The 25,708-nt window shown below is 73.6% G+C and carries 21 protein-coding genes and 1 riboswitch; of the genes, 11 read left to right on the forward strand and 10 right to left on the reverse strand.

Features of this window, described 5'->3' with window-relative positions; all coding sequences use genetic code 11:
• Window positions 1-5: 5 nt before the first annotated feature.
• The 3 genes from ACY0MR_RS16590 (at window position 6) to ACY0MR_RS16600 (ending at window position 3,451) form a co-directional block, all read left to right on the forward strand.
• Window positions 6-923, forward strand: a complete 918-nt coding sequence (locus tag ACY0MR_RS16590; protein ID WP_361849186.1) for a MurR/RpiR family transcriptional regulator — start codon at window positions 6-8, stop codon at window positions 921-923.
• Window positions 924-949: 26 nt separating this feature from the next.
• Window positions 950-1,888, forward strand: coding sequence for an N-acetylmuramic acid 6-phosphate etherase (gene murQ / locus ACY0MR_RS16595; protein ID WP_388792381.1), 939 nt, complete (start codon window positions 950-952; stop codon window positions 1,886-1,888).
• Between the two features lie 78 nt (window positions 1,889-1,966).
• On the forward strand, window positions 1,967-3,451 hold the full coding sequence (locus ACY0MR_RS16600) for a PTS transporter subunit EIIC (RefSeq protein WP_473561381.1): 1,485 nt from the start codon (window positions 1,967-1,969) through the stop codon (window positions 3,449-3,451).
• Window positions 3,452-3,527: 76 nt separating this feature from the next.
• On the opposite strand, the gene ACY0MR_RS16605 is transcribed toward ACY0MR_RS16600, so the two are convergent.
• On the reverse strand, window positions 3,528-5,039 hold the full coding sequence (locus tag ACY0MR_RS16605) for an alpha/beta hydrolase (RefSeq protein WP_451060583.1): 1,512 nt from the start codon (window positions 5,037-5,039) through the stop codon (window positions 3,528-3,530).
• Between the two features lie 211 nt (window positions 5,040-5,250).
• On the opposite strand from ACY0MR_RS16605, the gene ACY0MR_RS16610 reads away from it, so the two are divergent.
• The gene (locus tag ACY0MR_RS16610; protein ID WP_361849197.1) at window positions 5,251-6,180 is read left to right on the forward strand and encodes an aldo/keto reductase; all 930 of its coding nucleotides are present in this window, start codon (window positions 5,251-5,253) and stop codon (window positions 6,178-6,180) included.
• 50 nt (window positions 6,181-6,230) lie between these two features.
• The gene (locus ACY0MR_RS16615; RefSeq protein ID WP_388792375.1) at window positions 6,231-6,950 is read left to right on the forward strand and encodes a transporter substrate-binding domain-containing protein; all 720 of its coding nucleotides are present in this window, start codon (window positions 6,231-6,233) and stop codon (window positions 6,948-6,950) included.
• Between the two features lie 33 nt (window positions 6,951-6,983).
• Here ACY0MR_RS16615 and ACY0MR_RS16620 read toward each other — a convergent pair whose 3' ends face one another.
• On the reverse strand, window positions 6,984-8,312 hold the full coding sequence (locus ACY0MR_RS16620; protein WP_404079644.1) for a lysine 2,3-aminomutase: 1,329 nt from the start codon (window positions 8,310-8,312) through the stop codon (window positions 6,984-6,986).
• A 631-nt stretch (window positions 8,313-8,943) separates the two neighbouring features.
• Between ACY0MR_RS16620 and ACY0MR_RS16625 the strand changes: the two genes are divergently transcribed.
• Window positions 8,944-9,693 carry a class I SAM-dependent methyltransferase gene (locus ACY0MR_RS16625; protein ID WP_388792371.1) on the forward strand — a complete coding sequence of 250 codons (750 nt, stop codon included), beginning with the start codon at window positions 8,944-8,946 and terminating at the stop codon, window positions 9,691-9,693.
• 25 nt (window positions 9,694-9,718) lie between these two features.
• Here ACY0MR_RS16625 and ACY0MR_RS16630 read toward each other — a convergent pair whose 3' ends face one another.
• Window positions 9,719-10,189 (reverse strand): SRPBCC domain-containing protein, encoded by a 471-nt coding sequence (locus ACY0MR_RS16630; protein ID WP_388792369.1) that lies wholly within the window; start codon window positions 10,187-10,189, stop codon window positions 9,719-9,721.
• A gap of 229 nt (window positions 10,190-10,418) precedes the next feature.
• Between ACY0MR_RS16630 and ACY0MR_RS16635 the strand changes: the two genes are divergently transcribed.
• Window positions 10,419-12,068 (forward strand): hypothetical protein, encoded by a 1,650-nt coding sequence (locus ACY0MR_RS16635; protein WP_473561384.1) that lies wholly within the window; start codon window positions 10,419-10,421, stop codon window positions 12,066-12,068.
• Window positions 12,058-13,734, forward strand: a complete 1,677-nt coding sequence (locus ACY0MR_RS16640; protein WP_473561386.1) for a hypothetical protein — start codon at window positions 12,058-12,060, stop codon at window positions 13,732-13,734. The genes ACY0MR_RS16635 and ACY0MR_RS16640 overlap by 11 nt, the downstream gene beginning before the upstream one ends.
• Window positions 13,735-13,899: 165 nt before the next feature.
• Here ACY0MR_RS16640 and groL read toward each other — a convergent pair whose 3' ends face one another.
• The 4 genes from groL to thrC all read right to left on the reverse strand — a co-directional run bounded on the left by groL (window position 13,900) and on the right by thrC (window position 18,148).
• Entirely contained in the window at window positions 13,900-15,528 is a 1,629-nt protein-coding gene (gene groL, locus ACY0MR_RS16645; RefSeq protein WP_361863050.1) for a chaperonin GroEL, read from the reverse strand.
• Window positions 15,529-15,903: 375 nt separating this feature from the next.
• Entirely contained in the window at window positions 15,904-16,107 is a 204-nt protein-coding gene (locus ACY0MR_RS16650; RefSeq protein ID WP_015035246.1) for a cold-shock protein, read from the reverse strand.
• 408 nt (window positions 16,108-16,515) lie between these two features.
• The gene (locus tag ACY0MR_RS16655; protein ID WP_017238235.1) at window positions 16,516-16,794 is read right to left on the reverse strand and encodes a MoaD/ThiS family protein; all 279 of its coding nucleotides are present in this window, start codon (window positions 16,792-16,794) and stop codon (window positions 16,516-16,518) included.
• A gap of 40 nt (window positions 16,795-16,834) precedes the next feature.
• Complete coding sequence (thrC, locus tag ACY0MR_RS16660) at window positions 16,835-18,148, reverse strand: threonine synthase (RefSeq protein ID WP_361861960.1); 1,314 nt, start codon at window positions 18,146-18,148, stop codon at window positions 16,835-16,837.
• Window positions 18,142-18,288: riboswitch (SAM riboswitch) on the reverse strand. Its footprint overlaps the gene before it by 7 nt.
• Before the next feature lie 149 nt (window positions 18,289-18,437).
• On the opposite strand from thrC, the gene ACY0MR_RS16665 reads away from it, so the two are divergent.
• The 3 genes from ACY0MR_RS16665 to ACY0MR_RS16675 all read left to right on the forward strand — a co-directional run bounded on the left by ACY0MR_RS16665 (window position 18,438) and on the right by ACY0MR_RS16675 (window position 22,898).
• On the forward strand, window positions 18,438-19,379 hold the full coding sequence (locus tag ACY0MR_RS16665) for a glucosyl-3-phosphoglycerate synthase (RefSeq protein ID WP_388792362.1): 942 nt from the start codon (window positions 18,438-18,440) through the stop codon (window positions 19,377-19,379).
• Window positions 19,380-19,514: 135 nt separating this feature from the next.
• Complete coding sequence (locus tag ACY0MR_RS16670) at window positions 19,515-21,359, forward strand: DUF7927 domain-containing protein (RefSeq protein WP_473561389.1); 1,845 nt, start codon at window positions 19,515-19,517, stop codon at window positions 21,357-21,359.
• 93 nt (window positions 21,360-21,452) lie between these two features.
• Entirely contained in the window at window positions 21,453-22,898 is a 1,446-nt protein-coding gene (locus tag ACY0MR_RS16675; RefSeq protein WP_473561391.1) for an alpha,alpha-trehalose-phosphate synthase (UDP-forming), read from the forward strand.
• 115 nt (window positions 22,899-23,013) lie between these two features.
• On the opposite strand, the gene otsB is transcribed toward ACY0MR_RS16675, so the two are convergent.
• The 3 genes from otsB to ACY0MR_RS16690 form a co-directional block, all read right to left on the reverse strand.
• The gene (otsB, locus tag ACY0MR_RS16680; protein ID WP_451061440.1) at window positions 23,014-23,853 is read right to left on the reverse strand and encodes a trehalose-phosphatase; all 840 of its coding nucleotides are present in this window, start codon (window positions 23,851-23,853) and stop codon (window positions 23,014-23,016) included.
• A 126-nt stretch (window positions 23,854-23,979) separates the two neighbouring features.
• Complete coding sequence (locus ACY0MR_RS16685; protein WP_361856804.1) at window positions 23,980-24,243, reverse strand: DUF3263 domain-containing protein; 264 nt, start codon at window positions 24,241-24,243, stop codon at window positions 23,980-23,982.
• A 69-nt stretch (window positions 24,244-24,312) separates the two neighbouring features.
• Entirely contained in the window at window positions 24,313-25,596 is a 1,284-nt protein-coding gene (locus ACY0MR_RS16690; RefSeq protein WP_473561812.1) for an ABC transporter substrate-binding protein, read from the reverse strand.
• Window positions 25,597-25,708 lie beyond the last annotated feature (112 nt).

Raw genomic sequence — 25,708 nt, forward strand, 5'->3', positions numbered from 1 at the left:
CAGTCGTGACCAATGACGTGAAGGAAATTTTCACGGGCGACGCTCCCCCCGCCCCCGCCGCGCTCGCGGCCAAGGTGCGGACCCTCGCGCCGTCCATGACCCGCTCGATGCAGCGGGTCGCCGAAGCCGTCGCCGGAGACCCCGCCGGCTGCGCCGCGCTCACGGTCACCGGCCTCGCCGAACTCACCGGCACCAGCGAGGCGACCGTCGTCCGCACCGCCCGCCTCCTCGGCTACCCCGGCTATCGCGACCTCCGGCTCGCCCTCGCCGGACTCGCCGCCCAGCAGCAGTCCGGCCGCGCGCCCGCCGTCACCGCCGACATCGCCGTCGACGACCCGATCGCCGACGTCGTCGCCAAGCTCGCCTACGACGAGCAGCAGACGCTCGCCGACACAGCCGCCGGACTCGACACGGTCCAGCTCGGCGCCGCCGTCGCCGCCCTGGCCACCGCCCGCCGCATCGACATCTACGGCGTCGGCGCCTCCGGCCTCGTCGCCCAGGACCTCGGCCAGAAGCTCCTCCGCATCGGCCTCGTCGCCCATGCCCACAGCGACCCGCACCTCGCCGTCACCAACGCCGTGCAGCTCCGCTCCGGCGACGTCGCCCTCGCCATCACCCACTCCGGCTCGACCGGCGACGTCATAGAACCGCTCCGGGTCGCCTTCGACCGGGGCGCCACGACGGTCGCGATCACCGGCCGCCCCGACGGACCGGTCACCCAGTACGCCGACCACGTCCTCACCACCTCGACCGCCCGCGAGAGCGAACTGCGCCCCGCGGCCATGTCGTCCCGCACCAGCCAACTCCTGGTCGTGGACTGTCTGTTCACCTGCGTCACGCAGCGCACGTACGAGACGGCGGCCCCTGCCCTCGCCGCTTCGTACGAAGCCCTGGCGCACCGCCACTCACCCCGCACCCGCTGACGACCACAGCACCGAAAGAGCCGCTCGTGTCTGCTACGTACTCCGAACTCCGCGCCCAGCTGGCCACACTCACCACCGAAGCGTTCCGTCCGGAACTGGCCGAGATCGACCAGCTCCCCACCGCCGAGATCGCCGCGCTGATGAACGGCGAGGACGCCACCGTCCCCGCCGCCGTCGCCCGGCAGCTCCCGGCCATCTCCGCCGCCATCGACGCCACCGCCGAGCGGATGGCCCGCGGCGGACGTCTCGTCTACATGGGCGCCGGCACCGCCGGCCGCCTCGGCGTCCTCGACGCCAGCGAATGCCCGCCCACCTTCAACACCGACCCCAGCGAGGTCGTCGGCCTCATCGCCGGCGGTCCGTCCGCCATGGTCAAGGCCGTCGAGGGGGCGGAGGACTCCAAGGAGCTCGCCGCCGAGGACCTCGCCGCACTCGCCGTCACCGCCGACGACACCGTCGTCGGCATCTCCGCCTCCGGCCGCACCCCGTACGCCATCGGCGCCGTCGAGCACGCCCGCGCGCGCGGCGCGCTCACCATCGGCCTCTCCTGCAACGCGGACAGCGCGCTCGCCGCCGCCGCCGAGCACGGCATCGAGGTCGTCCCCGGCCCCGAACTGCTCACCGGCTCGACCCGCCTCAAGGCCGGCACCGCCCAGAAGCTCGTCCTCAACATGATCTCGACGATCACCATGATCCGGCTCGGCAAGACCTACGGAAACCTCATGGTCGACGTCCGCGCCTCCAACGAGAAGCTCCAGGCCCGCTCGCGGCGGATCGTCGCCCTGGCCACCGGCGCCCCGGACGAGCAGATCGAGACCGCCCTCGCCGCCGCCGACGGGGAGGTGAAGAACGCCATCCTCATGATCCTCGCCGACGTCGACGCCCCCGAGGCCGCCGAACGGCTCACGCTCTCCCGGGGCCACCTGCGCGCGGCGCTGCACGCGACCGGACCCGCCACCCCGTAACCACCCCCGCGGGGGCGCACCACCCGCCGGACGCCCCCTCCCCCAGAGGCACCCCTCACAGCAAGGCACCACCGCACCATGAGCACAGACGACAAGAACCGCGCCATCGCCGCCGCGATCCTCCCCCTCGTCGGCGGCGCCGAGAACATCGGCTCCGTGGCCCACTGCATGACCCGCCTCCGGCTGGGTCTGCGCGACCGCTCGCTCGTCCAGGACGAGGCCCTCAAGGCACTGCCCGCCGTGATGGGCGTGGTGGAGGACGACACGTACCAGATCGTCCTCGGCCCGGGCACCGTCGCCCGCGTGACCCCGGAGATCGAGGCCCTGGTGGCGGAGGCGCCGAGGCCGACGCAGGCGGCGGACGACCTCGCGGCCCAGGGCGCGGCCCTGAAGGCGGCGCAGAAGGCGAAGAACGCCACCCCGTTCAAGCTCTTCCTCCGCCGGATCGCGAACATCTTCGTCCCGCTGATCCCCGCGCTCATCGGCTGCGGCATCATCGCCGGCCTCAACGGCCTGCTGGTCAACCTCGGCTGGCTGCCGGGCGTCACCCCGGCGCTCGCCGCGATGGCCAGCGGCTTCATGGCGCTCATCGCGGTCTTCGTCGGCTACAACACGGCGAAGGAGTTCGGCGGCACGGCGATCCTCGGCGGCGCGGTCGCGGCGATCATCGTCTTCCCCGGCGTCGCCAAGATCGACGCCTTCGGCCAGACGCTCTCCCCCGGCCAGGGCGGCGTCCTCGGCGCGCTCGGCGCGGCGCTCCTCGCCGTGTACGTGGAGAAGTGGTGCCGCCGCTGGGTGCCGGAGGCCCTGGACGTCCTGGTCACCCCCACCCTGACGGTCCTCGTCTCCGGCCTCGTCACGATCTTCGGCCTGATGTTCGTGGCCGGCGAGGTCTCCACCGCCATCGGCGAGTTCGCCGACTGGCTCCTCGCGAACGCGGGCGCCGGAGCGGGCTTCCTCCTCGGCGGACTGTTCCTGCCGCTGGTGATGCTGGGCCTGCACCAGGCCCTCATCCCGATCCACACGACGCTCATCGAGCAGCAGGGCTACACCGCGCTGCTCCCCATCCTCGCGATGGCGGGCGCCGGGCAGGTCGGCGCGGCGATGGCCGTCTACCTGAAGCTCCCGCGCAACGGCTCGATCCGGCGCACGATCAAGTCGGCCCTCCCCGCCGGGTTCCTGGGCGTCGGCGAGCCCCTCATCTACGGCGTCTCCCTCCCCCTCGGCCGGCCGTTCGTCACGGCCTGCGTCGGCGGAGCGTTCGGCGGCGGCGTCATCGGCCTGTTCAGCATGCTGGGCGACACGGTCGGCTCGACGGCCATCGGCCCCTCGGGCTGGGCCCTCTTCCCCCTCCTCGACGGCAACAAGGGCCTCGGCGAGACGATCGCGATCTACGCGGGCGGTCTGATCGCCGGGTACGTGGCGGGCTTCGTGGCGACCTACTTCTGGGGCTTCAGCAAGGAGCTCCTGGAGGAGTTCGACGTGGAGACCGAGCAGCCCGAGGTGACCGTGGCGCAGGGCGGCCCGGCGCCGGAGCGCGAGCCGGAGCCCGCGAAGGTCTGAGGCGCGGCACACCCGCGGGGGCCCGGCCGGAGGAATCCGGCCGGGCCCCCGCGCGTGCGGGCGGCGACGGCGGGGCCTACCGGCAGACCACGTCCGCCTCGGGCCGGACGCCCTCGGTGAGGAAGCGGGTCACCGCCCGGTCCCCGCAGGCGTTCCCGTTGCCCAGGTAGGAGCCGTGCCCGCCGTGGTCGACGGAGACGAGCCGGGCCCGGTCGCCGAGGGCGCGCCGCATCTCCATGCCCTTGGAGTACGGGGTGGCCGGGTCCCGCAGGTTCTGGATCATGAGGATGTCGGAGGGCCCGCGGTCGGTGATGCGGACCGGCTTCTCGACGGCGCCGCCCTTCCAGTACGCGCAGGGCGTGACGTTCACCGGCATGCCGGCCGTCAGCGGGTGCCGTACGCGGTCGGCGGCGACGGTCCGTCCGAAGGACCGCACGGACCGCCGGGGCCAGTCGGCGTCGTTGCAGATGACGCCGATGGTGACGGCGGCGGCCTCGTCGGACAGGGCTCCCCGCAGCTCGGGCGGCAGCACGGGCTCGGCCGCGGGGTCGAGGGCGTCGGCGACGAGCCGGGCGAAGGCGGGGAAGGAGGCGTCGGAGTAGAGGGCCAGCTGGAGCGCCTGGAGCAGCACGGTGCCGTCGAGGGAGACGCCGGGGGTGGTCGTGGCACGCGGCTCGCGGTCGAGGCGGGCGGCGAGGCCGAGCACGAGGGGCCGGACGTCCTCGGGGCGCGCGGCCAGCCGGAGGCCGCCGTCGCCGCGGTCGGGGTGGGCGGCCCAGGCGGCGAAGTCGGGGAAGCGGTCCTCGGCTCCCCGCGCCATGCCCTCCAGCCAGCCGCGGGCGACGCTCCGCGGGTCGGGGTCGTTGCTGCTGTCGAGGACCCAGCGGTCGGTCCGCCCGGGGTACTTCTCGGCGTAGGCGGCGGCGACGTAGGTCCCGTAGGAGACGCTCCAGGCGGAGAGCCTGCGCTCGCCGAGGGCCTGGCGGAGCCGGTCGAGGTCGCGCACCTGGTTGGCGGTGGTGAGGCCGCGCAGCATGGCGCCGCCGTTGCGGGCGCAGGCCTCGGCGGTGCGCCGGGACCGGGCCGCGTTGGCGTCGACCGAGCCGTCGGCGGCGGGCCAGGACCGCAGGGTGACCATCCACCGGTCGGCCTCGGCGAGCCCGCAGGAGGCCTTGTCCGACCCGCCGACGCCGCGGGGGTCGAAGGCGACGAGGTCGTACGTCCCGCCCGTCTCCCGCGCGAGGGCCCCGCCCTTCTGCGCGAGGCGCTGGACGCCGGAGCTGCCGGGCCCGCCGGGGATGACCATCAGCGTCCCGCGCCGGGCGTCGGGGCGGGTGCCGGCGATCCGGGACACGGCGAGCCCGATCCGCGGCCCGTCGGGCCGGGCGTAGTCCAGGGGTACGGAGAGCCGGGCGCACTGCTGCCCGGGCAGCGGTTTGACGGCGGGGTCGCACGCTCCCCAGTCGAGCGCGGAGACCGGGGCGGAGGCGGAGGCGGGGGCCACGGCGCCGCCGGTGAGGCCGAGCCCGGCGACGAGGGCGACCGAGAGACCGAGGAGGGAGGCGTGGCGTGCGGGATTCGCTGTCATGTCCACAGCCTCGCGAATCCGCCGTCGGCGTCCCATCCGGCAGGCAGGCGACCGGAGGGTGGGGCCAACCCCCGGAGTCGGGTGGGGTGTTCGGACGCGGGCAGGGCAGGAGGGCGGCGGACGGGCGGACCAGCGGACGGAGCCGCCCGGCGCGGGTGCGTCCCCTCTTATCCGATGGCGGCTCCCCTCCCCCTGGGGGATCATCCCCCGCATGACCACCACCCCCACCTCTCCCGCCCCCGCCTCCGCAGCCGGCACCTGGACCCTCGGGGACCTCACCGTCCACCGCGTCGGCTTCGGGGCCATGCGGCTTCCGCAGCGCGGCGAGGCGCTCGTCGAGGACGCCGTGCCGCGCGACCGGGCCGAGGCGATCGCCGTCCTGCGCAAGGCCGTCGACCTCGGCGTGAACCACATCGACACCGCCGCCTTCTACTTCTCCCCGCTCCGCTCCGCCAACGAGCTGATCAACAGCGCCTTCGGCGGGTCCTACCCCGACGACCTCGTCCTCGCCACCAAGGTCGGCCCCTGCCGTGACGCCTCCGGCGCCTGGGGGCCGCACGCGCGGACCCCCGCCGCGCTGCGCGGCCAGGTCGAGGAGAACCTGCGCCAGCTCGGCCGAGACCACCTCGACGTCGTCAACCTCCGCATCGTCGGCACCGATTCGATCGCCGAACGCTTCGGCGCCCTCGCCGAGCTCCGCACGGCCGGCCTCGTCCGCCATCTCGGCGTCTCCAACATCACCCCCGAACAGCTCGCCGAGGCCCGGGAGATCGCCCCCGTCGTCTGCGTCCAGAACATGTACGGGATAGGCGTCCGCCCCGAGTACGAGGACTTCGTCCGCGACTGCGGCGCCCACGGGATCGCCTTCGTGCCCTTCTACGCGATCGCCGCCGCCGGGCGCCAGGGCGGGGCCACCGCCCCCGAGAGCCCCGAGGTCCTCGCCGTCGCCGCGGCCCACGGCGCGAGCCCCGCCCAGGTCCGGATCGCCTGGACCCTCCACCAGGGCCCGCACCTCCTCGCCATCCCCGGCACCGGCGATCCCGGCCACCTGGCCGCCAACGTCGCCGCCGGCGCGCTCCGGCTCACCGACGAGGACCTCGCCCTCCTCGCCCGGGTCCACCACGGACCCGCCGCCGCGTAGCCGGTGCCGGACGCGGGCGGTCCCGGGCGACCTCCCTAGACTCCAGCTCCATGACGCACACGCCGAGCCCCGCCGCCGACCTCGCCCCCACCGGCACCCTCCGGGCCTCCATCAACCTCGGGAACCCCGTGCTCGCGCAGGGCACCCCCGAGGCGCCCGCCGGGATCACCGTCGACCTGGCCCGGGAGATCGGCGCGCGGCTGGGGCTTCCCGTGGAGCTGCTCTGCTTCGACGCGGCGCGGAAGTCGTTCGAGGCGATGGCCGACGGCCGGGCCGACCTCTGCTTCCTCGCGGTGGACCCGGCGCGGGAGGCGGAGGTCGCCTTCACCGCCCCGTACGTGGTCATCGAAGGCGTGTACGCCGTCCCCCGCGACTCCGGCCTCGCCACCGTCGAGGACGTCGACGCGCCCGGCGTCCGGATCGGCGTCAAGGAGGGCTCCGCGTACGACCTGTTCCTCTCCCGGTCCCTCGCGCACGCGACGGTCGTCCGCGGGGCGGAGGGGGTCGACACGTTCCGCGAGGAGGGGCTGGAGGCGGGCGCCGGCATCCGGCAGCCGATGACCTCGTATGTGCGGGAGCATCCGGACGTCCGGCTGATCGAGGGCCGGTTCATGCAGATCCGGCAGGCGGTCGGCACGACGGTCGGCCGCGCGCCGGAGACCGTCGCCTTCCTCCGCTCCACCGTCGAGGAACTGAAGGCGAACGGCTTCGTCGCGGAGTCGCTGCGCCGGGCGGGCCAGGACGCGGGCCTGCTCGCTCCGCCCGCGTGACGTGACCGGAGGCCGTACGGGACCCCGGGCCGCTCAGCCGCCGCCCGTGACGTCCTCCGGGGTCAACCGCCCGCCGGGAACCACGATCCGGTCCCCGGGGCCGTACGGGACGAGCTCGTCCCACCACCGCGCCGCCGGGTCGAAGCGTGCGTACGCCACGGCGCCCGCCAGGGCGGGGTCACGGGCCCTGAGCACCCGGAGCGCGAAGGCGGGGCCCTGCGGGCGGCGGACGACGCCGTCGACGGCGAGCGCGCCCAGCTCGGTGGACATCACCGGGCCTCCCAGGTCGACCGGCGCCTCCGGTCCGTACGCCGCCGGGGAGTCGGGGCCGTACGGTCCCCCGGCCGCGCCCCGCAGCCGCACCCCCTCCGCGTGGACGTCCAGGACCTCGGCCAGCGGCAGGGCGAAGCAGCGGCGGACCCCCGCGCCGCGTTCGACGAGCACCCGGTGGGGGACCAGACCGAGCGCGCTCTGGGCCCGCCACATCCGCGCCCACACTCCGGCGTCGTCGTTGACGAGCCGGAGGACGGGGAGCCGGGTCCGGATCACCGCGCCGGTGGCCTGTACGCGGGCGACGGCGCGACGGGTCGGCGCCGGGTCGAGCTCCCGGGGGTGGGAGACGCGGACGAGCAGCGAGAGGCGGCGGCCGGTGGCGACGACCCGTTCGAGGAGACGGAGGAGGTCGTCGGCGTCGGCGGCGCCGTCCGCCGTGCGGAGGAAGCGCTCCGGGGCGTGGATCACGGCCGTGGTCGCGATCCGGATCGTCCGCACCCGGGGGCGGGCCAGCAGGGGTGCGAGGTACGCGTCGAGGTCCCGCGCCCGCAGCGCGAGCGGGTCCTCGCCGTCGAGGAGGACGTCCGTGATCTCCGGGTGCCGGGCCAGGCGGGCCGCCATCGCCGCCGGTCCGCCGCGGGCCGCCCGGCCCGCGGGGTCGCCGGCGAACCGGGACGGGCGGAGGCAGGAGGCGCAGTGGGCGGGGCAGGTACGGCCCCGGTCGGGCAGGACGCACAGGGTGCCCGGGTAGGGGTGCCGGACGTCCCACGGCTCCCGGCCCGCCGGGTGCGGGTCGAGCCGTTCGCGCAGGCCGTCGACGACGAGCCGCAGCCGGTCCCCGTCGCCGTCCCGCAGGGTCCGCTCGACGGCGGCGAAGTCCGCGGGGGCGAGCAGGTCCCGGTGGGGCACGAGGAGCCGGTAGAGGGGGTCGTCGGGGGCCCGCGACCAGTCGACGAGCCGGTCGGCGGCGTGGGAGCCGAGCGTGAGCGGCAGCACCCGGCCGACGACGTCGGCGTCGTGCCCGAGGTCGGGCCGCCCGGTACGGTCGGCGACGAGCCGGGCGAGGCGGCGGCCGGTGAGGACGGTCACCCGTTCCCCGCCCCGGTGACCTCGGTGGTCTGCACGGTCATCGCCTCCTCGAAGGCCTTGCGGGAGGCCCTGCCGGGGCCCCTCCCGCAAGGCCTCGCCGACGGCTGCCGGGGCACGCCCCGGACGATGATGGGGAGCGCGGCCCCCGCTCGCCAATGGCGCTAGCGGTGGCCCGATCCCGGGACAACGGACGAGTCCGGCCAATCGTGCGCGTCGCGTACCGGACAGCACCGGGGCACGCGGGCATCCGCTTCACGGTGGTACGAGGCGGTTTGCACGCGAGGGCTTTCGGCCGGGCGCACCCCCGGGGCATCTGCCAGATTGGCGCCTTTCCTCCGGGCTCACGGGCGCCCGGCGGACGCCCCGGGGCCGGGCCGCCGCGGCCGGTTCGAGCGCCTCTTCCCCAGGCCGGAATCCCCTCGGGAAACCGGGCCGCGCGACGCCCCGGAAGGCCTCCTCCCGGCGCCCGACGGGCCCGTGAAGCCCCTGCGGGGCACACCCCGACCCCCCGGTGCCACCGCCCGGGGAAGAGGGCGCCACGGAGCCCTCCAGAGGACCACCAAACCTACTCTGACCTGGGCTTTCTCTCGCCCACGCTCTACTCTGGAGATCGATTCGGAGGGGGATCCAGATGGACCTGAACGCCCGCGGCATCCGCACCGTCGACGACGTCATGAAGCTGCTCGACGGACTCTTCGCACCCGACGCCGACCGCTGGACGGAGGGCGGGGCGGACTGGTGGGACCGGTTCTACGCCGACCGGGACCGGCCCGTCCCGTTCTTCGTCGCCAAGCCCGACGAGAACCTCGTCTCGTACGCCGAGCGGGGACTGCTCCCGAGCGGCGGCGGCCGGGCCCTGGAACTCGGCTGCGGGCCCGGGAGGAACAGCCTCCGGCTCGCCGACCTGGGCTACCGGGTGGACGCCGTCGACCTCTCCCCCGCCGCCGTCCGCTGGGGAGAGGAGCGGGCCCGGGAGGCCGGCGTCACGGGCATCCGCTTCGTGTGCGGCGACGCCTTCGCGCCCGCGACCGCCCTCGACGGGCCGTACGACCTCGTCTACGACTCCGGCTGCTTCCACCACCTGCCCCCGCACCGGCGCATCGGCTACCTCGCGCTCCTGGACCGCGTCCTCGCGCCCGGCGGGCACTTCGCACTCACCGCGTTCGCCGCCGGAGAAGGCGGCATGGGCTCCGAACTGCCCGACGCCGACTTCTACCGCAAGGGCCGCCTCGACGGCGGGCTCGCCTACACGGACGCCGCGTTGCGCGCGGTCTTCGCCGACCTGACCGAGGTCGAGATCCGCCGCATGCGCGAGGAGCCCGCCGACTCCCCCGCCTTCGGCGAACCCTTCCTCTGGACGGCGCTCTTCCGGCGCCCGTGACCCGGCGGGGGCGGGGAACCGGCCCTCACATCGACCTCACGTGCTCCGCCAGCCGGTCGTACTGCTCCCGCACCCCCGCCTCCATGCCCGCGGCCAGCGCCTGGTCCCGGCTCTCGTTCGACGGCCAGAAGGACGTACTGGTCAGGGCCGTACCCCCGTCCGGGGTCGCGTCGAAGGTGAGCGTGACGCGGACCGGGTCGGCGTCCGGCATCTGCTCGAAGACCTCCGTGTAGTCGAGCCGCTCCACCGGGACGACGTCCACGTACCGGCCGGAGAAGACGAACTCCTGCCCGTCCGGGGCGGTCTGGCCCCAGCGCCAGGCGCCGCCCACCCGCAGATCGATGTCGACGGCCGTCGTGGTCAGCGCGGACACCCCGTACCACGCACGGACGTGCTCGGGGACCGTCCAGGCCTCCCAGACCCGGTCCGGCGGGGCGTCGAAGGTGCGGGTGATGACCAGCTCGCGGTCGGCCGGGGTCGTCAGGAGGGTGACCATGGTCCGTTCCCTTCACGCAGGGGCCCTTCCAGGATCGCCCCACCGCCCCCGCCCGGCACGTCCGGCACCTCCTCACGGGCGACGCCTTCCGTCAACCAAGTGAACACGTTCAACAGTCGAGCGCTACAGTTCTGCCCACGCGGCCGTCTCGACCATGACGCAGCCGCCGTCTTCAGACCTGTGGGGGGTCCCTTTGCCGCGCTCAACGCGCAGGCTTCCGCACGCCTTCGTGCGTGCCGCAGCCGTCTTCGCTCTCTCGGCGGGCGTCATCGCACCCGCCGTCGTCCACGCCCCGGCCGCCCACGCGGCCGACGTGTCCGCCGTCTTCACCACCGACGACGCCCGGCTCGGCGTCCAGATCACCGGTAGCCCGCTGTGGATCAAGGTCAGCGTGCTGGCCTCCACCGCCCCCGGCGCCGCCGTCCTCGCCTCCACCGACGATCTGCGCTGGCAGGACGGGAACACGGACGCGGGGCGGCCCTACGGCTACGTCACCGACACCGCGCCGCGGATGCCCGAGGGCACCCCGTACGGCACCTACCCGGTCCTCGTCGAGTACCGGCAGTCCGGCGGCACCGTCCAGAAGTGGACCGGCGGCACGTACGCCCACAAGCTGCACACGGGCGTCTCGGACCTGTCCTTCGACCGGAAGACCACGAGCCTCACCGCCCGGAAGGTCGTCCTCTCCGGTCGCGCCACCACCTGGGACCCGGTCACCGGCACCGTGACCCCGGCCCGCGCCGGAACCTCCGTCAAGGTCACCGTCCACACCTACACCGACACCTGGAAGGAGCTGACCGGCACGGCCACCACCGGCTCGGACGGCTCCTTCACCCTGCCGTTCACCCCGAACGGCGCGATCACCCGCGGCACGGCGACCATCGTCGCCCCCGCCGCCGACACCGTGCCCGGCGCGCCCAGCCCCGTCCCCGAGGTCGGCATCGAGAAGACCGCCTACCGGATCGCGGCCCGGCTGGACAAGTACCGCGTCGCGAAGGACACGAACGTCACCGTCACCGGCCGCGTCGAGCAGCTGACCCCGGACGGCTGGAAGCCGTACCCCGGCGCCCCGCTCGTCACCACGAGCGGGCGGCCCGACTTCACCCTCGCGGTGAACGGGCTGATGGGCAGGGGGGTTTCGGCCGCCGACGGCACGTTCTCCTACGGGGCGCGCGCCACGTACGCGACGGGGGTCTACACCTCCCTCGCGCCGTCGGTGTACTACCGGTCCCGCGCGTACGACGAGGGGACCATCGCGGTCCCCCAGCCGTTCTCCTTCACCCACTGGGGCATCACGCTCGACGAGTACGGCCGGGTCCGCGGCACCGGCCGCATGACGACCCAGGCGTACTGCGGTGACCAGACCGTCTCCCTCCAGGCCTCCCTGGACAACGGCCGCACCTGGCGGAACCTCGCCGGAGCCCGGGCGAGCGGCGGCAACGCCGGCTACTGCCCCTTCGAGATCTCCTCCCAGGGCTACGTCAACGCGCTCTACCGGCTCCACCACGCCGAGACCGACCAGATGACCGCCCGGACCACCGGCAGCATCCGGCTCGGCCGCGTACCGACCCGGTTCTCCGCGTTCGCCATCAGCCCCTCCCGCCCGTACAAGAACGCCAAGATGACCGTCTCCGGCACCCTCCAGCAGCAGAGCGGCGGCGTCTGGAAGCCCCTCAAGGGCGCCAAGGTCACCCTCCTGTTCAAGCCCAGGGGCGAGACGGAGTGGTACTGGGTCACCCGGAACGTCGCGACCGGCGCCGACGGGAAGTTCAGCTTCCGCGCCACCAACTACGGCGACGGCTCCTGGGCGTTGGTGAAGCAGTCCGCGAACGGCTACTTCTACAGCGAGACGAAGGCGAAGTACATCGATGCGCGCTGACCGCCGGCGGACCACCGCCCCCCTCGCCACGGCCCTCGCCGCGGTCCTCCTCGGCGCCGGCGGCGCCGTCGCGACCCCGGCGCAGGCCGCCGGCACCCCCTCCCCCCTCGGCATCGGCCCCGCCGTCACCGACAGCTACCAGCGCGGCGCCTTCGGCGTCTCCGCCTGGACCGACACCCCCGGTGCCACGGTCACCAAGGTCTCCGCGACGCTCCGCAGGGGCGACACGGTCGTCGAGGTCCCCTCGGTCCCCGCGTACGCGTGGGACAAGGGCCGCTTCGGCCTGGGTCAGGCCCCGCTGAAGCTGACCGAGGACGGCGGCACGGTCCCCGCCCTCGGCCGGTACGCCATCGACGTCACGGCCACCGACTCCCTCGGCAACACCCTGACCCGCACCGACGCCGGCGTCCTCGACTTCACGCTCAGGCCGCAGCTGGAGTTCGCCTTCTCCGCCCCCGGCTGGGACGACCGCACCACGGTCCCCACCGGCACCCTGACCGGGGTCCAGCCCGGCTCCGGGGACGTCGTGCCGATCACCGGGCGGACGGTCGACGTCCAGCGGAGGACGCCCCCGGCGAGCCCGGTGCAGTCACCCGTCACCGACGCCACCGGCACCTTCACCGGCGAGGCGTACCAGGACGTCCGGCCCGGCGACGAGTTCCGCGTCGCCTACACCGAGGACAGCGAGGAGGTCCACGGCAGCGCCGGATACACCCGCACCCTCTACACCTGGCGCCCGCACGTCGTGACCGTGAAGGCCGCCGCGGACCGCACACGGGTCCTCCCAGGTCAGCAGGCGACCGTCACCGGCCGGATGACCGACCCGGCCCGCGGCGCCGCACCGCTGGCCGGCCAGCAGCTCCAGATCGGCCCGGCCCGCGGCGGCTCCCTCGACCCGGTCTTCGCCAAGGTCGTCACGACCGACGCGGACGGCCGGTTCACCGCGAGGATCCCGTCCCTCCCCGGGCAGTACATCGACAGCTGGACGGCCGTGCCGGTCGACCCGTACCAGAGCTTCGGCACCGCCTCGGTCGGCGGCCGCCTCGCCATGCCGCAGGAGGCACGGGTCCTCCTCAACTCCCGCTCCCTGGCGGCCGACGCCACGGTCACCGCGACCGGGACGCTGCGCGCCACCTACGACCCGGAGGCCTCCTTCGGCCCGGAGCCGCTCCTCCTGGAGGTCTCCTCCGACGGCCGGTCCGGCTGGCGCCGGATCGGCTCCGCCACGGCGGACCGCTCCTACGCCACCACCGTCCGGGGCAGCAGCCGCGGCGGCTGGTACCGGCTCCGGCACCCGGCGACGGACGCCCTCGGCGACGCCGTCAGCAACACCTTCCGCCTCGTCCGCACCGAGACCCGGATCACCGGCGCGAACGCCGGTCCCGAGCCGGTCCGCAAGGGCGCCTACGCCACCATGACGGGCACCCTCCAGCACTACACGAACCACAGCTGGCGGACGTTCGGCAGCGGCTCCGTGGCCCTGCAGTTCCAGGCCAGGGGCTCGACGGCCTGGCGTCAGGTCGCCACCGGCCGGCCGGCCGCCGACGGGAAGATCTCGCTCCGGGCGAAGGCGACCGTGGACGGCACCTGGCGGCTCCGCTACTACGGCGACGCCACGCACTTCACGTCGCCGTTCTCCTGGGCGGACTACCTCGACGTCCGCTGACCACGGGGCCGGGCGCGGGCCGCACGGCCGGCGCCCGGCCCCGGTCCGGGACTCCGGTCCCGGAAACGCCCGAGGGCGGCACCCCCCTGCCGGGGGGTGCCGCCCTCGTTCCGTTCTCTCGCGGCCCGCTCACGCGGTCCGCGGTGAACCGCCGATCCCGGAGGATCAGAAGTCCATGTCACCGCCCGGCATGCCGCCGCCGGCCGGCGCGGCGGCCTTCTCCGGCTTGTCGGCGATGACGGCCTCGGTGGTGAGGAACAGCGCGGCGATCGACGCGGCGTTCTGCAGCGCGGAGCGCGTGACCTTCGCCGGGTCGATGATGCCCTCGGCGATGAGGTCGACGTACTCGTTGGTCGCGGCGTTGAGGCCGTGGCCGACGGGCAGGTTGCGGACCTTCTCCGCCACGACGCCGCCCTCGAGGCCGGCGTTGACGGCGATCTGCTTGAGCGGGGCCTCCAGGGCCAGCTTCACGATCGCGGCACCGGTGGCCTCGTCGCCGGCGAGGTCGGCCTCGAGCTTCTCGAAGACGGTCGACGCCTGGAGCAGGGCCACGCCGCCGCCGGCGACGATGCCCTCCTCGACGGCCGCCTTCGCGTTGCGCACGGCGTCCTCGATGCGGTGCTTGCGCTCCTTGAGCTCGACCTCGGTCGCGGCGCCGGCCTTGATGACGGCCACGCCGCCGGCCAGCTTCGCGAGGCGCTCCTGGAGCTTCTCGCGGTCGTAGTCCGAGTCGGAGTTCTCGATCTCGGCGCGGATCTGGTTCACGCGACCGGCGACCTGCTCGCTGTCACCGGCACCGTCGACGATGGTGGTCTCGTCCTTGGTGATGACGACCTTGCGGGCGCGGCCCAGCAGGTCGAGGCCCGCGTTCTCCAGCTTCAGGCCGACCTCCTCGGAGATGACCGTGCCGCCGGTGAGGATGGCGATGTCGTTCAGCATGGCCTTGCGACGGTCGCCGAAGCCCGGGGCCTTGACCGCGACGGACTTGAAGGTGCCGCGGATCTTGTTGACGACCAGGGTCGACAGGGCCTCGCCCTCGACGTCCTCGGCGATGATCAGCAGCGGCTTGCCCGACTGCATGACCTTCTCCAGGAGCGGGAGCAGGTCCTTCACGGAGGAGATCTTGGAGTTGACGATCAGGAGGTAGGGGTCGTCGAGCGACGCCTCCATGCGCTCCATGTCGGTGGCGAAGTACGCCGAGATGTAGCCCTTGTCGAAGCGCATACCCTCGGTGAGCTCCAGCTCGAGCCCGAAGGTCTGCGACTCCTCGACGGTGATGACGCCTTCCTTGCCGACCTTGTCCATCGCCTCGGCGATGAGCTCGCCGATCTGGGTGTCGGCGGCGGAGATGGAGGCCGTCGAAGCGATCTGCTCCTTGGTCTCGACATCCTTCGCCTGCTCGAGCAGGGCGCCGGAGACGGCCTCGACGGCCTTCTCGATACCGCGCTTGAGGGCCATCGGGTTGGCACCCGCGGCAACGTTGCGCAGGCCCTCGCGGACGAGCGCCTGGGCGAGAACGGTGGCGGTGGTCGTACCGTCGCCGGCGACGTCGTCCGTCTTCTTGGCGACTTCCTTGACCAGCTCGGCGCCGATCTTCTCGTACGGGTCCTCGAGCTCGATCTCCTTGGCGATGGAGACACCATCGTTGGTGATCGTGGGGGCGCCCCACTTCTTCTCGAGGACGACGTTGCGGCCCTTGGGGCCGAGGGTGACCTTGACGGCGTCAGCGAGCTGGTTCATGCCGCGCTCGAGACCGCGCCGGGCCTCCTCGTCGAACGCGATGATCTTGGCCATGTGAAGTGGTCCTCCCGGACATGGGGTGGATAACGCTCCAGGACCGCGCCGACGCCCGCGACGGACGGCCTCCGCGACTCCGCGTGGTTCCTTGCCCCACCCGGCCGGCGGCCTCGTCTGCCCGATCCTCGTAGCACTCTCACCTTCCGAGTGCTAACGCCAATGATTAGCACTCGCCCTATGAGAGTGCAAGCGACTCTCGATGATCGGGATACGGGGAGGGGGGTGGCGGGAGGGGCGCGCGAGGGGCGCGGAACGGCTCCGGACCAGGCACGGAGCGGTGCGGAGGGGGCCGGGGAACGCGCGAGGGGTCCGCATCCCCTCAGGGATGCGGACCCCTCGACGGCGTTGCGTCGGTGGCCGATCGCGCCGCGCTCAGACGGCGAGCTTGACCATGTCCGCCTGCGGACCCTTCTGGCCCTGCGAGATCTCGAACTCGACTCGCTGTCCCTCTTCGAGGCTGCGGTAGCCATCCATCTGGATCGCGCTGTAGTGGACGAAAACATCCGCACCACCGTCGACCGCGATGAAGCCGTAGCCCTTCTCCGCGTTGAACCACTTGACGGTGCCCTGAGCCATGCCTAACTCCCCTATTACTGGCCCTTGCGCGGGACCCGCACTTCGCGGAACCCGGGTCAGACCCTGCGCCGGAACGCGTCGACCGCGGCTGAATGTATCTGCCCAACTGCCCTCTGCAACAGGTCATTCGAGCGAGAATTCTGGGCGCCCTGGAAAGACGAATTGGGGAGATTCCCTTGGATGACCGGGCAAGTCGGGCCCGGCAAAGCGCGCAGAAGGTACACAACGCGCACACACTTTGGCTGCTTCTTGTCGTGCGGGGACGCATTCTCATATGCGCCCGGCATGGGCAGCGGAGGGGACTTCCCCAACTCTACCGCGCTCAACCATGCAGAATTGCCCCTTCCGCTTTTACGCGCGGAAGGGGCAATTCAAGAGAGACGGGACAACCGGTGGTCCCGGAGGGGCTCAGCAGCCTCCGGCGACGGCCGGGATGATCGAGACGCCGGCGCCGGCCGGGGTGGCCGTCTCCAGGCCCTGCTCGAAGCGCACGTCGTCGTCGTTCACGTAGACGTTGACGAAGCGGCGCAGCTTGCCCTGGTCGTCGAGGACGCGGGCGGCGATGCCCGTGTGGTTCTTCTCCAGGTCCGCGATGACCTCGGCGAGGGTCGCGCCCTCGGCCTGGACCTCGGACTGCCCGCCCGTGTACGTGCGGAGGATGGTGGGGATGCGGACGTTCACGGCCATGTCTTCGTAACCTTTCAGTGGGCCTGGAGTGCGGACGGGCTCAGTGGGCGAGGCCGGCGTCGCGGAACGCGTCCAGGCTCGGGCGGATGGTGACGGTCGCCTGAGAGGTGTCGGCCACCGCGTCCAGGGTCTTGAGCCCGTCGCCGGTGTTGAGGACGACCGTGGTGAGGTTCGGGTCGATCAGGCCGTTCTCGACGAGCTTCCGCGCGACGCCGACGGTCACGCCGCCCGCGGTCTCGGCGAAGATGCCCTCGGTCTGCGCGAGGAGCTTGATCGCGTCCACGACCTGCTCGTCGTTCACGTCCTCCACGGCGCCGCCGGTGCGGCGGGCGATGTCGAGGACGTACGGGCCGTCGGCCGGGTTGCCGATCGCCAGGGACTTGGCGATCGTGTTCGGCTTCTGCGGACGCACGACGTCGTGTCCGGCCTTGTAGGCCGCGGACACCGGGGAGCAGCCCTCGGCCTGGGCGCCGAAGATCTTGTAGGGCTTGTCCTCGACGAGGCCCAGCTTGATCAGCTCCTGGAGGCCCTTGTCGATCTTGGTGAGCTGGGAGCCGGAGGCGATCGGGATGACGAGCTGGTCGGGGATGACCCAGCCGAGCTGCTCGCAGATCTCGTACGCCAGTGTCTTGGAGCCCTCGCCGTAGTACGGGCGGAGGTTGACGTTGACGAAGCCCCAGCCCTCGCCCAGCGGGTCGCCGATGAGCTCGGAGCAGAAGCGGTTGACGTCGTCGTAGTTGCCCTCGATGGCGACGAGGTCACCGCCGTAGACACCGGCCATGACGACCTTGCCCTGCTCCAGGTCGTGCGGGATGAACACGCAGGAGCGGAAGCCGGCGCGCGCGGCGGCGGCGCCGACGGCGCCGGCCAGGTTGCCGGTGGAGGAGCAGGAGAGGGTGGTGAAGCCGAAGGCGCGGGCGGCCTCGATGGCCTGGGCGACGACCCGGTCCTTGAAGGAGTGGGTCGGGTTGCCGGAGTCGTCCTTGACGAAGAGCCTGCCGGGGGCGACGCCGATCTCGCGGGCGAGGTTGTCGGCCTGGACGAGCTTGGTCCAGCCCGGGTTCAGGTTCGGCTTGTCGGCGACGTCGGCAGGGACGGGCAGCAGCGGGGCGTAGCGCCAGATGTTGGCGGGGCCGGCCTCGATCTGCTTGCGCAGCGCCTCGGGGTCGCCGGTGGGGAGGTCGTAGGCCACTTCGAGCGGTCCGAAACAGAGCTCGCAGGCGAAGATCGGACCGAGCGGGAAGACTTCACCGCATTCGCGACAGGAGAGTCCCGACGCGGGACCGAGGTCGACCGAGGTGGCGGCGGGGGTAGCAGTCTGTACAGCCATGGAGGCGAGGCCCTTTCTCCTCATCTTTCCCATGACGAATTTTTCGCCATGAGACGGATTTGGCACCTTCCCTAGCCGGGGGCCTCGATGGAGTACGAGACAAACCGACTGGAGGGTTGCCGGGGCTTCAACGGGCCGTTTCCCTCTGCCCCTCTGGATGAGCGGTATTCGATTGTGAAGCGCGGTGGACTTTCGTTCCTGCGCTCCGACGCGGGCGGCACCCCGACGTGCATCGGGCATCCGCGTTGTTCAAGACTGTAACCGAAGGCCCGGACGCTTGGACCGGCCGTCCGAACCGCGAGATGGAGATCACGTGCTGGAAGAGGTGGAACGCTGGCTGGACCGGCGGTCCTGGTCCGTGGCGGACCGGCCGCTGGAGCGGATCCTCGCCGCCAAGCGGAACACGAAGGTCAGCGTCGTCCTGCCGGCGCTGAACGAGGAGGCGACGGTGGGGGACATCGTCGCCGTGATCCGGCGCGAGCTGATGTCGGAGGCGGTGCCGCTCGTCGACGAGCTGGTGGTGGTCGACTCGGGCTCCACGGACCGCACGGCGGAGGTGGCGGCAGCGGCCGGGGCGCGGGTGGTGGCGCGGGACGCGGTGCTCCCGCGGATACCGGCCGTGCCGGGCAAGGGCGAGGTCCTGTGGCGGTCGCTGATGGCGACGACCGGGGACGTGGTGTGCTTCGTCGACGCGGACCTGCGGGACTTCTCGGCGGACTTCGTGTCGGGGATCGTGGGTCCGCTCCTGACCGACCCGGACGTGGACTTCGTGAAGGCGATGTACGACCGCCCGTTCGGGGACACCCCCGGCCAGGGGGGCCGGGTGACGGAGCTGGTGGCCCGGCCGCTCCTCAATCTGCACTGGCCGCAGCTGGCCGGTTTCGTCCAGCCGCTGGGCGGCGAGTACGCGGCCCGGCGCTCCCTCCTCGAACGGCTCCCGTTCCCGGTGGGCTACGGGGTGGAGCTGGGTCTGCTCGTGGACGCCCTGCACACGGTGGGGCTCGACGCGCTCGCGCAGGTGGACGTGGGGGTCCGCAAGCACCGGCACCAGGACGGTCTCGCGCTGGGACGGATGGCCGCGGCGATCTACCGGACGGCGCAGCTGCGGCTCTCGCGGGGGCATCTGGTGCGGCCGCGGCTGACGCAGTTCGAGCGGGGCGAGAAGGGCTTCGAGCCGCGGACGTACGCGGTGGACACGGAGGAGCGGCCGCCGATGGCGGAGATCGCGGAGTACGCCCGCCGCCGCGTGGCCTGACCCCGCGGAGGCCCCGCCCGACGCGCGGCCCGCGCGGCGCCGTCGCGCCGCCCGCCCCGGTGCGGCCGCCCCACGCCGCCCCGCCCGCGTGGCGATACGCCCCACGATGATCCGTTTTGCATACATTCCTCTTTTATGCGCTTCAGACAACATCACCTGGGCAGGGTGCTCGCGGCCGCCGTGGCCGTCGGACTGGCGGCGGGCTCGCTCGCGTTCACCGCGGCGGGGCCGGCCGCCGCGGACGCCGTCGAACCGTTCGGCAAGCGGTACGGCGCCTCCCTGTACGGCGACTTCACGATGACCGGCAACACGGTCATGGGCCGCCCGGGCCCGGACGGCGGCGGCACCCCGGTGACGCGGCGGACCGACGCCGCCGGCCTGGGCGGCGGCCACGGCTCCAGCACCGCCCGGGTGCACGTCCCGGCGGGCGCCGAGGTGGCGTACGCCCGGCTCTTCTGGGGCGGCGACGACGGCACGTACCGGGCACCGGACGGCACGCGGCTGAAGCGCTGCGCCCCCACCGGCGCGGACGCCGGGCGCTCCCCCGGCGACCCCACGACGACCGCTCCCGTGATCAGGGTGGGGACGGGCGCGGCGACCCCGGTCTCGATCGACAGCATGGCGGCCGACCCGGCCGGCGCCGACGGCCCGCACCACTACACGGGCGAGTCGGACGTGACGGCCGCCTTCTCGGGCACGACCGGGACGGACCGGCAGGTGGCCGTCGGCAACATCTGGACGGCCGAGGGCCCGGGCTGCGAGGCGGGCTGGTCGCTCACCGTGGTCCACCGGTTCCCCGGACCCGACCCCGTCCGCGCCCCCGAGCGACGGAACGTGTACGTCTACGGCGGCCACGTCGTCCAGCGCCCGGGCTCCCCCGCGACCACGGTCACCGTGGACGGCTTCCGCCGGAGCGGCGGCGCCGCACGGGCCGGCTTCACCACGCACGCGGGCGCCCTGAACGCCCCGGGCGACGCCCTCCACGCCGGCGGCGCCGAGACCGCCGGGTCCCACACGGGCGGGACCGGCGGGACCACCGAGAACGGCAGAACCGGCGGAACCAGCAAGACCAGCAGGACCAGCGAGACCGGCAGGACCGGCGCCCCCCGCCGGGCCGACGGCCCGGGCGGCGGAGCGACGGCCCTCGCCCTGCCCGAGGCCGCCGTCCCGCAGGGCGCCGTCTCGGCCGACCTGACCCTCTCGGCGCGCGGCGCCGCCTTCGTCGCCTCCTCGCTCGCCTTCTCCGTGCCGGTCCCCGACCTGGAGATCACCAAGACGGTCAGCCCGCGCACGGCGAAGCCGGGCGACACCCTGACGTACACGATCACCGCACGGAACACGGGCACCCTCGACCACCCGGACGCCCGCTTCGGCGACGACCTCACCGGGATCCTCGACGACGCCGACTACCGGGGCGACGTGCGGGCGGACCTGGGCACGGCGACGTACACGGCGCCCCGGATCGGCTACCGGGGGACCGTCCCGGCCGGGAGGACGGCCACCGTCACCTACTCGGTGAAGGTGCGGAACCGGCCGGCCGGCGACGGCCGGCTCCTCGGCGGCGTGACGGCCGAGACGCCCCGCTCCACCTGCGGCGACGGCAGCACGGACCCGGCCTGCGCCGCGGCCGCCGACCTCGACCGCCCGAAGCCGACGCCCACGCCTCCCCCCACTCCCACGCCCACGCCGACGCCGACGCCGACGCCGACGCCGACACGAGCGGACCCGACGCCGGCCGCCGAGGACCCCTCGCCCACCCCGGCGGACCCGACGCCTCCCCCCGCCGAGCCCGCTCCGGCCGCCGCCGACGACGAGCCGGACTTCGCGCCCCCGGCCCCAGGCCCCCGGGGCACCGGCGGCGCGATGGCCGAGACCGGCGGCAACGGCGAGCGCCTGTGGCTGCTGGGCGCACTGGGCCTCGCCCTCGCCGCGACCGGCGCGGTGGCCAAGGCCGCGATGCGCGGCCGCCGCGAGGGCTGACGCCCCCGGGAGGTCCGGCCACCGTCCGTGGCCGGATCCCCCCGGCTCGTATACGTACGTTTGAGCGTTTACCGGACGGGCTAGGTTCGCCCCATGGCATCTGTGCTCGTGGCATCGAACCGTGGACCCGTCTCGTACGTGCGCGGCGAGGACGGAGAGCTCGACGCCCGCAGGGGCGGCGGCGGCCTGGTCTCCGGGCTGAGCGCCGTCTCCTCGCAGGACAGCCTCTGGGTCTGCGCCGCCCTCGGCGAGGGCGACCGGGAGGCCGTCCGGCGCGGGATCGGCGAGCCGGGCGTCCGGATGCTGGACATCGACCCCGAGGTGTACTCCGACGCCTACAACGGCATCGCGAACTCGGTCCTCTGGTTCCTCCACCACCACCTGTACGACGTCCCGCGCGAGCCCGTCTTCGACGCGGCGTTCCGGCGCCGCTGGGAGTCCTACCGCGCCTACAACCGCGCCTTCGCCGAAGCCCTGGCCGCCGAGGCGGACGACGGCGCCGCGGTCCTCGTCCAGGACTACCACCTCGCCCTGGTCCCCGGCATGCTCCGCGAGCTCCGCCCCGACCTGCTGATCAGCCACTTCACCCACACCCCCTGGGTGTCCTCCGCCTACCTGCGGATGGTGCCGGACGACATCGTCGAGGAGCTCCTGTGGGGCATGCTCGGCGCCGACGAGCTCGGTTTCCACACCTGGGGATGGGCCTCGGCGTTCATCGGCTGCTGCTCCCCGCTCGACGACTCGACGGGCACGGCGCAGGGCGTGTGGCCGAGCGGCGACCCCTGGCACGGGGTCACCTGGCGCCGGAACGGGGTCGGGAAGGGCCGCACCCGGGTCCGCGCCCACCCGCTGGGCGTCGACGGGGACGAACTGCGGGCCCTGGCCCACCGCCCCGTGGTCGACGAGGCCCTCGCCCGGCTCCGCGCCGAGGTGGGCGACCGGCGCACCATCGTCCGCGTCGACCGCACGGAGCTGTCGAAGAACATCCTGCGCGGCCTCCTCGCCTACCGGGAGCTGCTCACCACCCGCCCGGAGTGGCGCGGCCACGTGGTCCACCTCGCCTCCGCCTACCCCTCCCGGCAGGACCTGGAGTCGTACCGGGCGTACACGGCGGCGGTGACGGAACTGGCCGAGGAGATCAACGCGGAGTTCGGCACGGACGACTGGCGGCCGGTGATCGTCTCCGTGGAGGACGACTTCGTCCGCTCCCTCGCCGCGTACCGGCTCGCGGACGTCGCCCTGGTGAACCCGGTGCGCGACGGCATGAACCTGGTCGCGAAGGAGATACCGGTCGTGTCGGAGGCGGGCTGCGCCCTGGTCCTGTCGACGGGCGCCGGCGCCTACCGGGAGCTGCGGCAGGACGCTCTCACGGTGAACCCCTTCGACGTCTCGGAGACGGCCGAGGCCCTCCACGCGGCCCTGTCGATGCCGCGGGAGGAACGGGCCGACCGCACCAAGCGCCTGGCGGCGGCGGCCACGGCCCTCCCGCCCCAGCGCTGGTTCCTGGACCAGCTGGACGCCCTGCGCGAGGAGCGCTAGGGCCTGCCGTCACACCCCGTCGGCGCCCGCCGGCGGAAGCTCGACGACGGGCCTCAGGGCCTGCCGCGTCCTCCGCCACCGCGCCCGTCCGGCGACGGTGGCGGACCGGACGCGCTCAGGCCCCCCGTACCGCCTCCGCCAGCGAACCGAGGAACTCCACGACCCCCGGCGGGCCCGGCACGGCCAGGTCCGCGCGGTCGGCCAGCTCGGGGACCTCCGTGGATCCGCTGCACACGAGGAGGCCGGGGGTGCCGTCGGAGCGGAGCTTCTCGACGGCGGCGAAGGCCGGCAGGTCGCCCAGGTCGTCGCCCGCGTAGAGCACGGACCCGGCGTCCACCTCCCGCAGGTACTCCGCGAGCGCGACGCCCTTGTCCATGCCCGGGGGCCGCAGCTCCAGGACCATGCGGCCGGGCTCCAGGACGAGGCCGTGATGGGTGGCGAGGTCGCCCAGGGGTCCCTTGAGCGCCTCGAAGGCGCCCTCGGGGTCGAGGGCGCGGCGGGTGTGGACGGCGACCGCCCGGCCCTTCTCCTCGATCCAGACGCCCGGCCAGGCACCGGCCCGGTCGAGGAAGCCGGGGAGCTCGGCCCGGACGGAGGCGACGCCGGGGTGCGGGGCCGCCGCCCGGACCGTGCCGCTGACGGCGTCCCAGCGTTCGGCGCCGTAGTGGCCGAGGACGACGAGGTGCTCCAGGCCGGGGACGCCGGCGAAGCCGCCGTACCGGACGGCGACCCCGGCGGGGCGGCCGGTCACGACGGCGACGGAGGCGACCTCGGGGGCGAGGGCGGCGAGCGCCTCGACGGCGCCGGGGTGGGCCCGGGCGCGTTCGGGGTCGGGGACGATCTCGGCGAGCGTGCCGTCGAAGTCGAGGGCGACGACGGCCTTCGCGGGCCGCGCGAGGAGCGCCGCCAGACCGTCGCGGCCTGCGGACGTGGTCGGGTGCGGGAGGCTGACCATGCTCCCGACCCTACCCAGGCGCGCCGCCCGCGTCAGGGCCACGAACAAGACGGGCGCCCGACAACCGCCGGTACGCGCTCCGGAGCCGGCCCGGCACCGCCCCGGTCCGGCACCGCCCGGCCGCCGCTATCTCCGCTTCCGCTTCTCCTCCCGCACCCGCCGCAGCCGGTTCACCGTCACCGGGTCGTGGGCGAGGGCCCTGGGGTCGTCCAGGAGGGCGTTGAGCAGCTGGTAGTAGCGGGTCGGGGAGAGGCCGAGGGTCTCGCGGACCGCGCGTTCCTTGGCGCCGGGCCCGGGCCAGGAGCGGCGCTCGACGGCGAGGACGGCCCGGGCGCGCTCACCGAGCCCGCCCTCGTCGCCGCCGTCCGCCGCTTCCCGCTCCTCGGTCATGCGACCAACCTATTACCCGACGCCCCCGGCGCGGCAGCCGCGCGAGCGGCGGCCGCGGCCGCGCGCGGCCTACTCGGCGTTCTCCGCCGCCGTCGCGGCCCGGCCGATCGAGCCGAGGACCTCGGCGGGGACTCCGGCGGGGGTGACGGCCTTGCCGATGTTCTGCTTGACGTTCTCGCTGACCTGCGCCCAGGACGTCTTGCCGACCGGCGGCAGCTGGCTCTCGGGGAGCGTCTTGAGGAAGACGCGCAGGTTGGCGTGCTCGGGCTCGGTCTCCATGCGGGTGGAGGCGGTGACGGTGACCGGCAGGAGGTCGTTGTCGCCGGCGAACTTCAGGACGTTCTCGTCGCTGAAGACGAAGTTGAGGAAGTCGCCGATCTCCTTGCGGTGGCCGTTCTGCTTGAAGCCCATGATCCAGTCGGCGACGCCCATCGCGCTGTCGGCCCGGCCGTCGACGCCCGGGAGCGGGACCTGGCCCACCTCGACGCCCTTCTTGGCGGCCTCCTTCAGGAGCGAGGGGTGGCCGTTGAGCATGCCGACCTCGCCGTTCGCGAAGGCGGCGAAGGCCGCCTTGCGGTTGAGCTTGCCGGGGGCGACGGGACCGGTCAGGCCCTTGCCGACCAGCTTGTCCTTGAGCCATTCGAAGGTCTTGATGTTGGCGTCGGAGTCGACCGCGTAGTGGTCGGTTCCGTCGGTCCAGCCGCCGCCGCCGCTGAGCATCCACATCAGCGCCTCGGCCTGGGCCTCCTCGGGGCCGAGGGGCAGCGCGAAGGGGGTGCGGACACCGTCGTCCTTCAGCTTCTCGGCGGCCTCGGCGAGCTCGTCCCAGGTGGTGGGGGCCTTGGCGCCGGCCTCGTCGAAGAGGGTCTTGTTGTAGAACAGCGGCCGGGTGGAGGCGACGAACGGCAGCCCGTACTGGACCCGCTTGTGCTCCCCGGCGTCGACGAGCGGCGCGAGGAAGTTGGACTGGACGGGTATGGAGAGGAGCTCGTCGGCGGCGTAGAGCTGGTCGGCGGCGGCGTAGTCGGCGTAGGCGCCGATCTGTGCGATGTCGGGGGCCTGGCCGGCCTTGACCATCTCGGCGACCTTGCGGTCGACGTCGTCCCAGGACTCGACCTGCACCTCGACCTTGATGCCGGGGTGATCGGCCTGGAAGGCCGACACGAGGCCGGCCCAGTACTTCTTCGTGGAGTCGCCGCCGTTGAGGTCGTAGTCGGCGGCGACCAGTCTGAGGGTCACGTCGCCGGAGTCGCCTCCGAGCGAGCCACAGCCGGAGACCGTGGCGGTCAGTCCGAGTGCGGCGACGGCCGCGGTCAGTCCAAGGAATCGTCGCCGCTCCACGGCTTCATCCACCTTTTGCTCGTCGTTGAGCTGCATCGAGCCGCACGTTTGCTCTGCGCAGGGCCGTAAGTCTCTCGCGTGCGCGGGTATGAGGTCTACACCACTCGGGTATCACTTCCGCAAC

The sequence above is a fragment of the Streptomyces sp. JN8 genome (assembly GCF_055808075.1).

Excerpts from the sequence above, each read along its gene's own strand:
- ACY0MR_RS16630 (WP_388792369.1), bottom strand. The coding sequence starts at position 10,189 with ATGGTCACCCTCCTGACGACCCCGGCCGACCGCGAGCTGGTCATCACC.
- ACY0MR_RS16610 (WP_361849197.1), top strand. The coding sequence starts at position 5,251 with ATGACCACCACCCCCACCTCTCCCGCCCCCGCCTCCGCAGCCGGCACC.
- ACY0MR_RS16655 (WP_017238235.1), bottom strand. The coding sequence starts at position 16,794 with ATGGCCGTGAACGTCCGCATCCCCACCATCCTCCGCACGTACACGGGC.
- ACY0MR_RS16675 (WP_473561391.1), top strand. The coding sequence starts at position 21,453 with ATGGCATCTGTGCTCGTGGCATCGAACCGTGGACCCGTCTCGTACGTG.
- ACY0MR_RS16640 (WP_473561386.1), top strand. The coding sequence starts at position 12,058 with ATGCGCGCTGACCGCCGGCGGACCACCGCCCCCCTCGCCACGGCCCTC.
- groL (WP_361863050.1), bottom strand. The coding sequence starts at position 15,528 with ATGGCCAAGATCATCGCGTTCGACGAGGAGGCCCGGCGCGGTCTCGAG.
- otsB (WP_451061440.1), bottom strand. The coding sequence starts at position 23,853 with ATGGTCAGCCTCCCGCACCCGACCACGTCCGCAGGCCGCGACGGTCTG.
- ACY0MR_RS16685 (WP_361856804.1), bottom strand. The coding sequence starts at position 24,243 with ATGACCGAGGAGCGGGAAGCGGCGGACGGCGGCGACGAGGGCGGGCTC.
- ACY0MR_RS16625 (WP_388792371.1), top strand. The coding sequence starts at position 8,944 with ATGGACCTGAACGCCCGCGGCATCCGCACCGTCGACGACGTCATGAAG.
- thrC (WP_361861960.1), bottom strand. The coding sequence starts at position 18,148 with ATGAGGAGAAAGGGCCTCGCCTCCATGGCTGTACAGACTGCTACCCCC.
- ACY0MR_RS16670 (WP_473561389.1), top strand. The coding sequence starts at position 19,515 with ATGCGCTTCAGACAACATCACCTGGGCAGGGTGCTCGCGGCCGCCGTG.
- ACY0MR_RS16615 (WP_388792375.1), top strand. The coding sequence starts at position 6,231 with ATGACGCACACGCCGAGCCCCGCCGCCGACCTCGCCCCCACCGGCACC.
- ACY0MR_RS16605 (WP_451060583.1), bottom strand. The coding sequence starts at position 5,039 with ATGACAGCGAATCCCGCACGCCACGCCTCCCTCCTCGGTCTCTCGGTC.
- ACY0MR_RS16650 (WP_015035246.1), bottom strand. The coding sequence starts at position 16,107 with ATGGCTCAGGGCACCGTCAAGTGGTTCAACGCGGAGAAGGGCTACGGC.
- ACY0MR_RS16600 (WP_473561381.1), top strand. The coding sequence starts at position 1,967 with ATGAGCACAGACGACAAGAACCGCGCCATCGCCGCCGCGATCCTCCCC.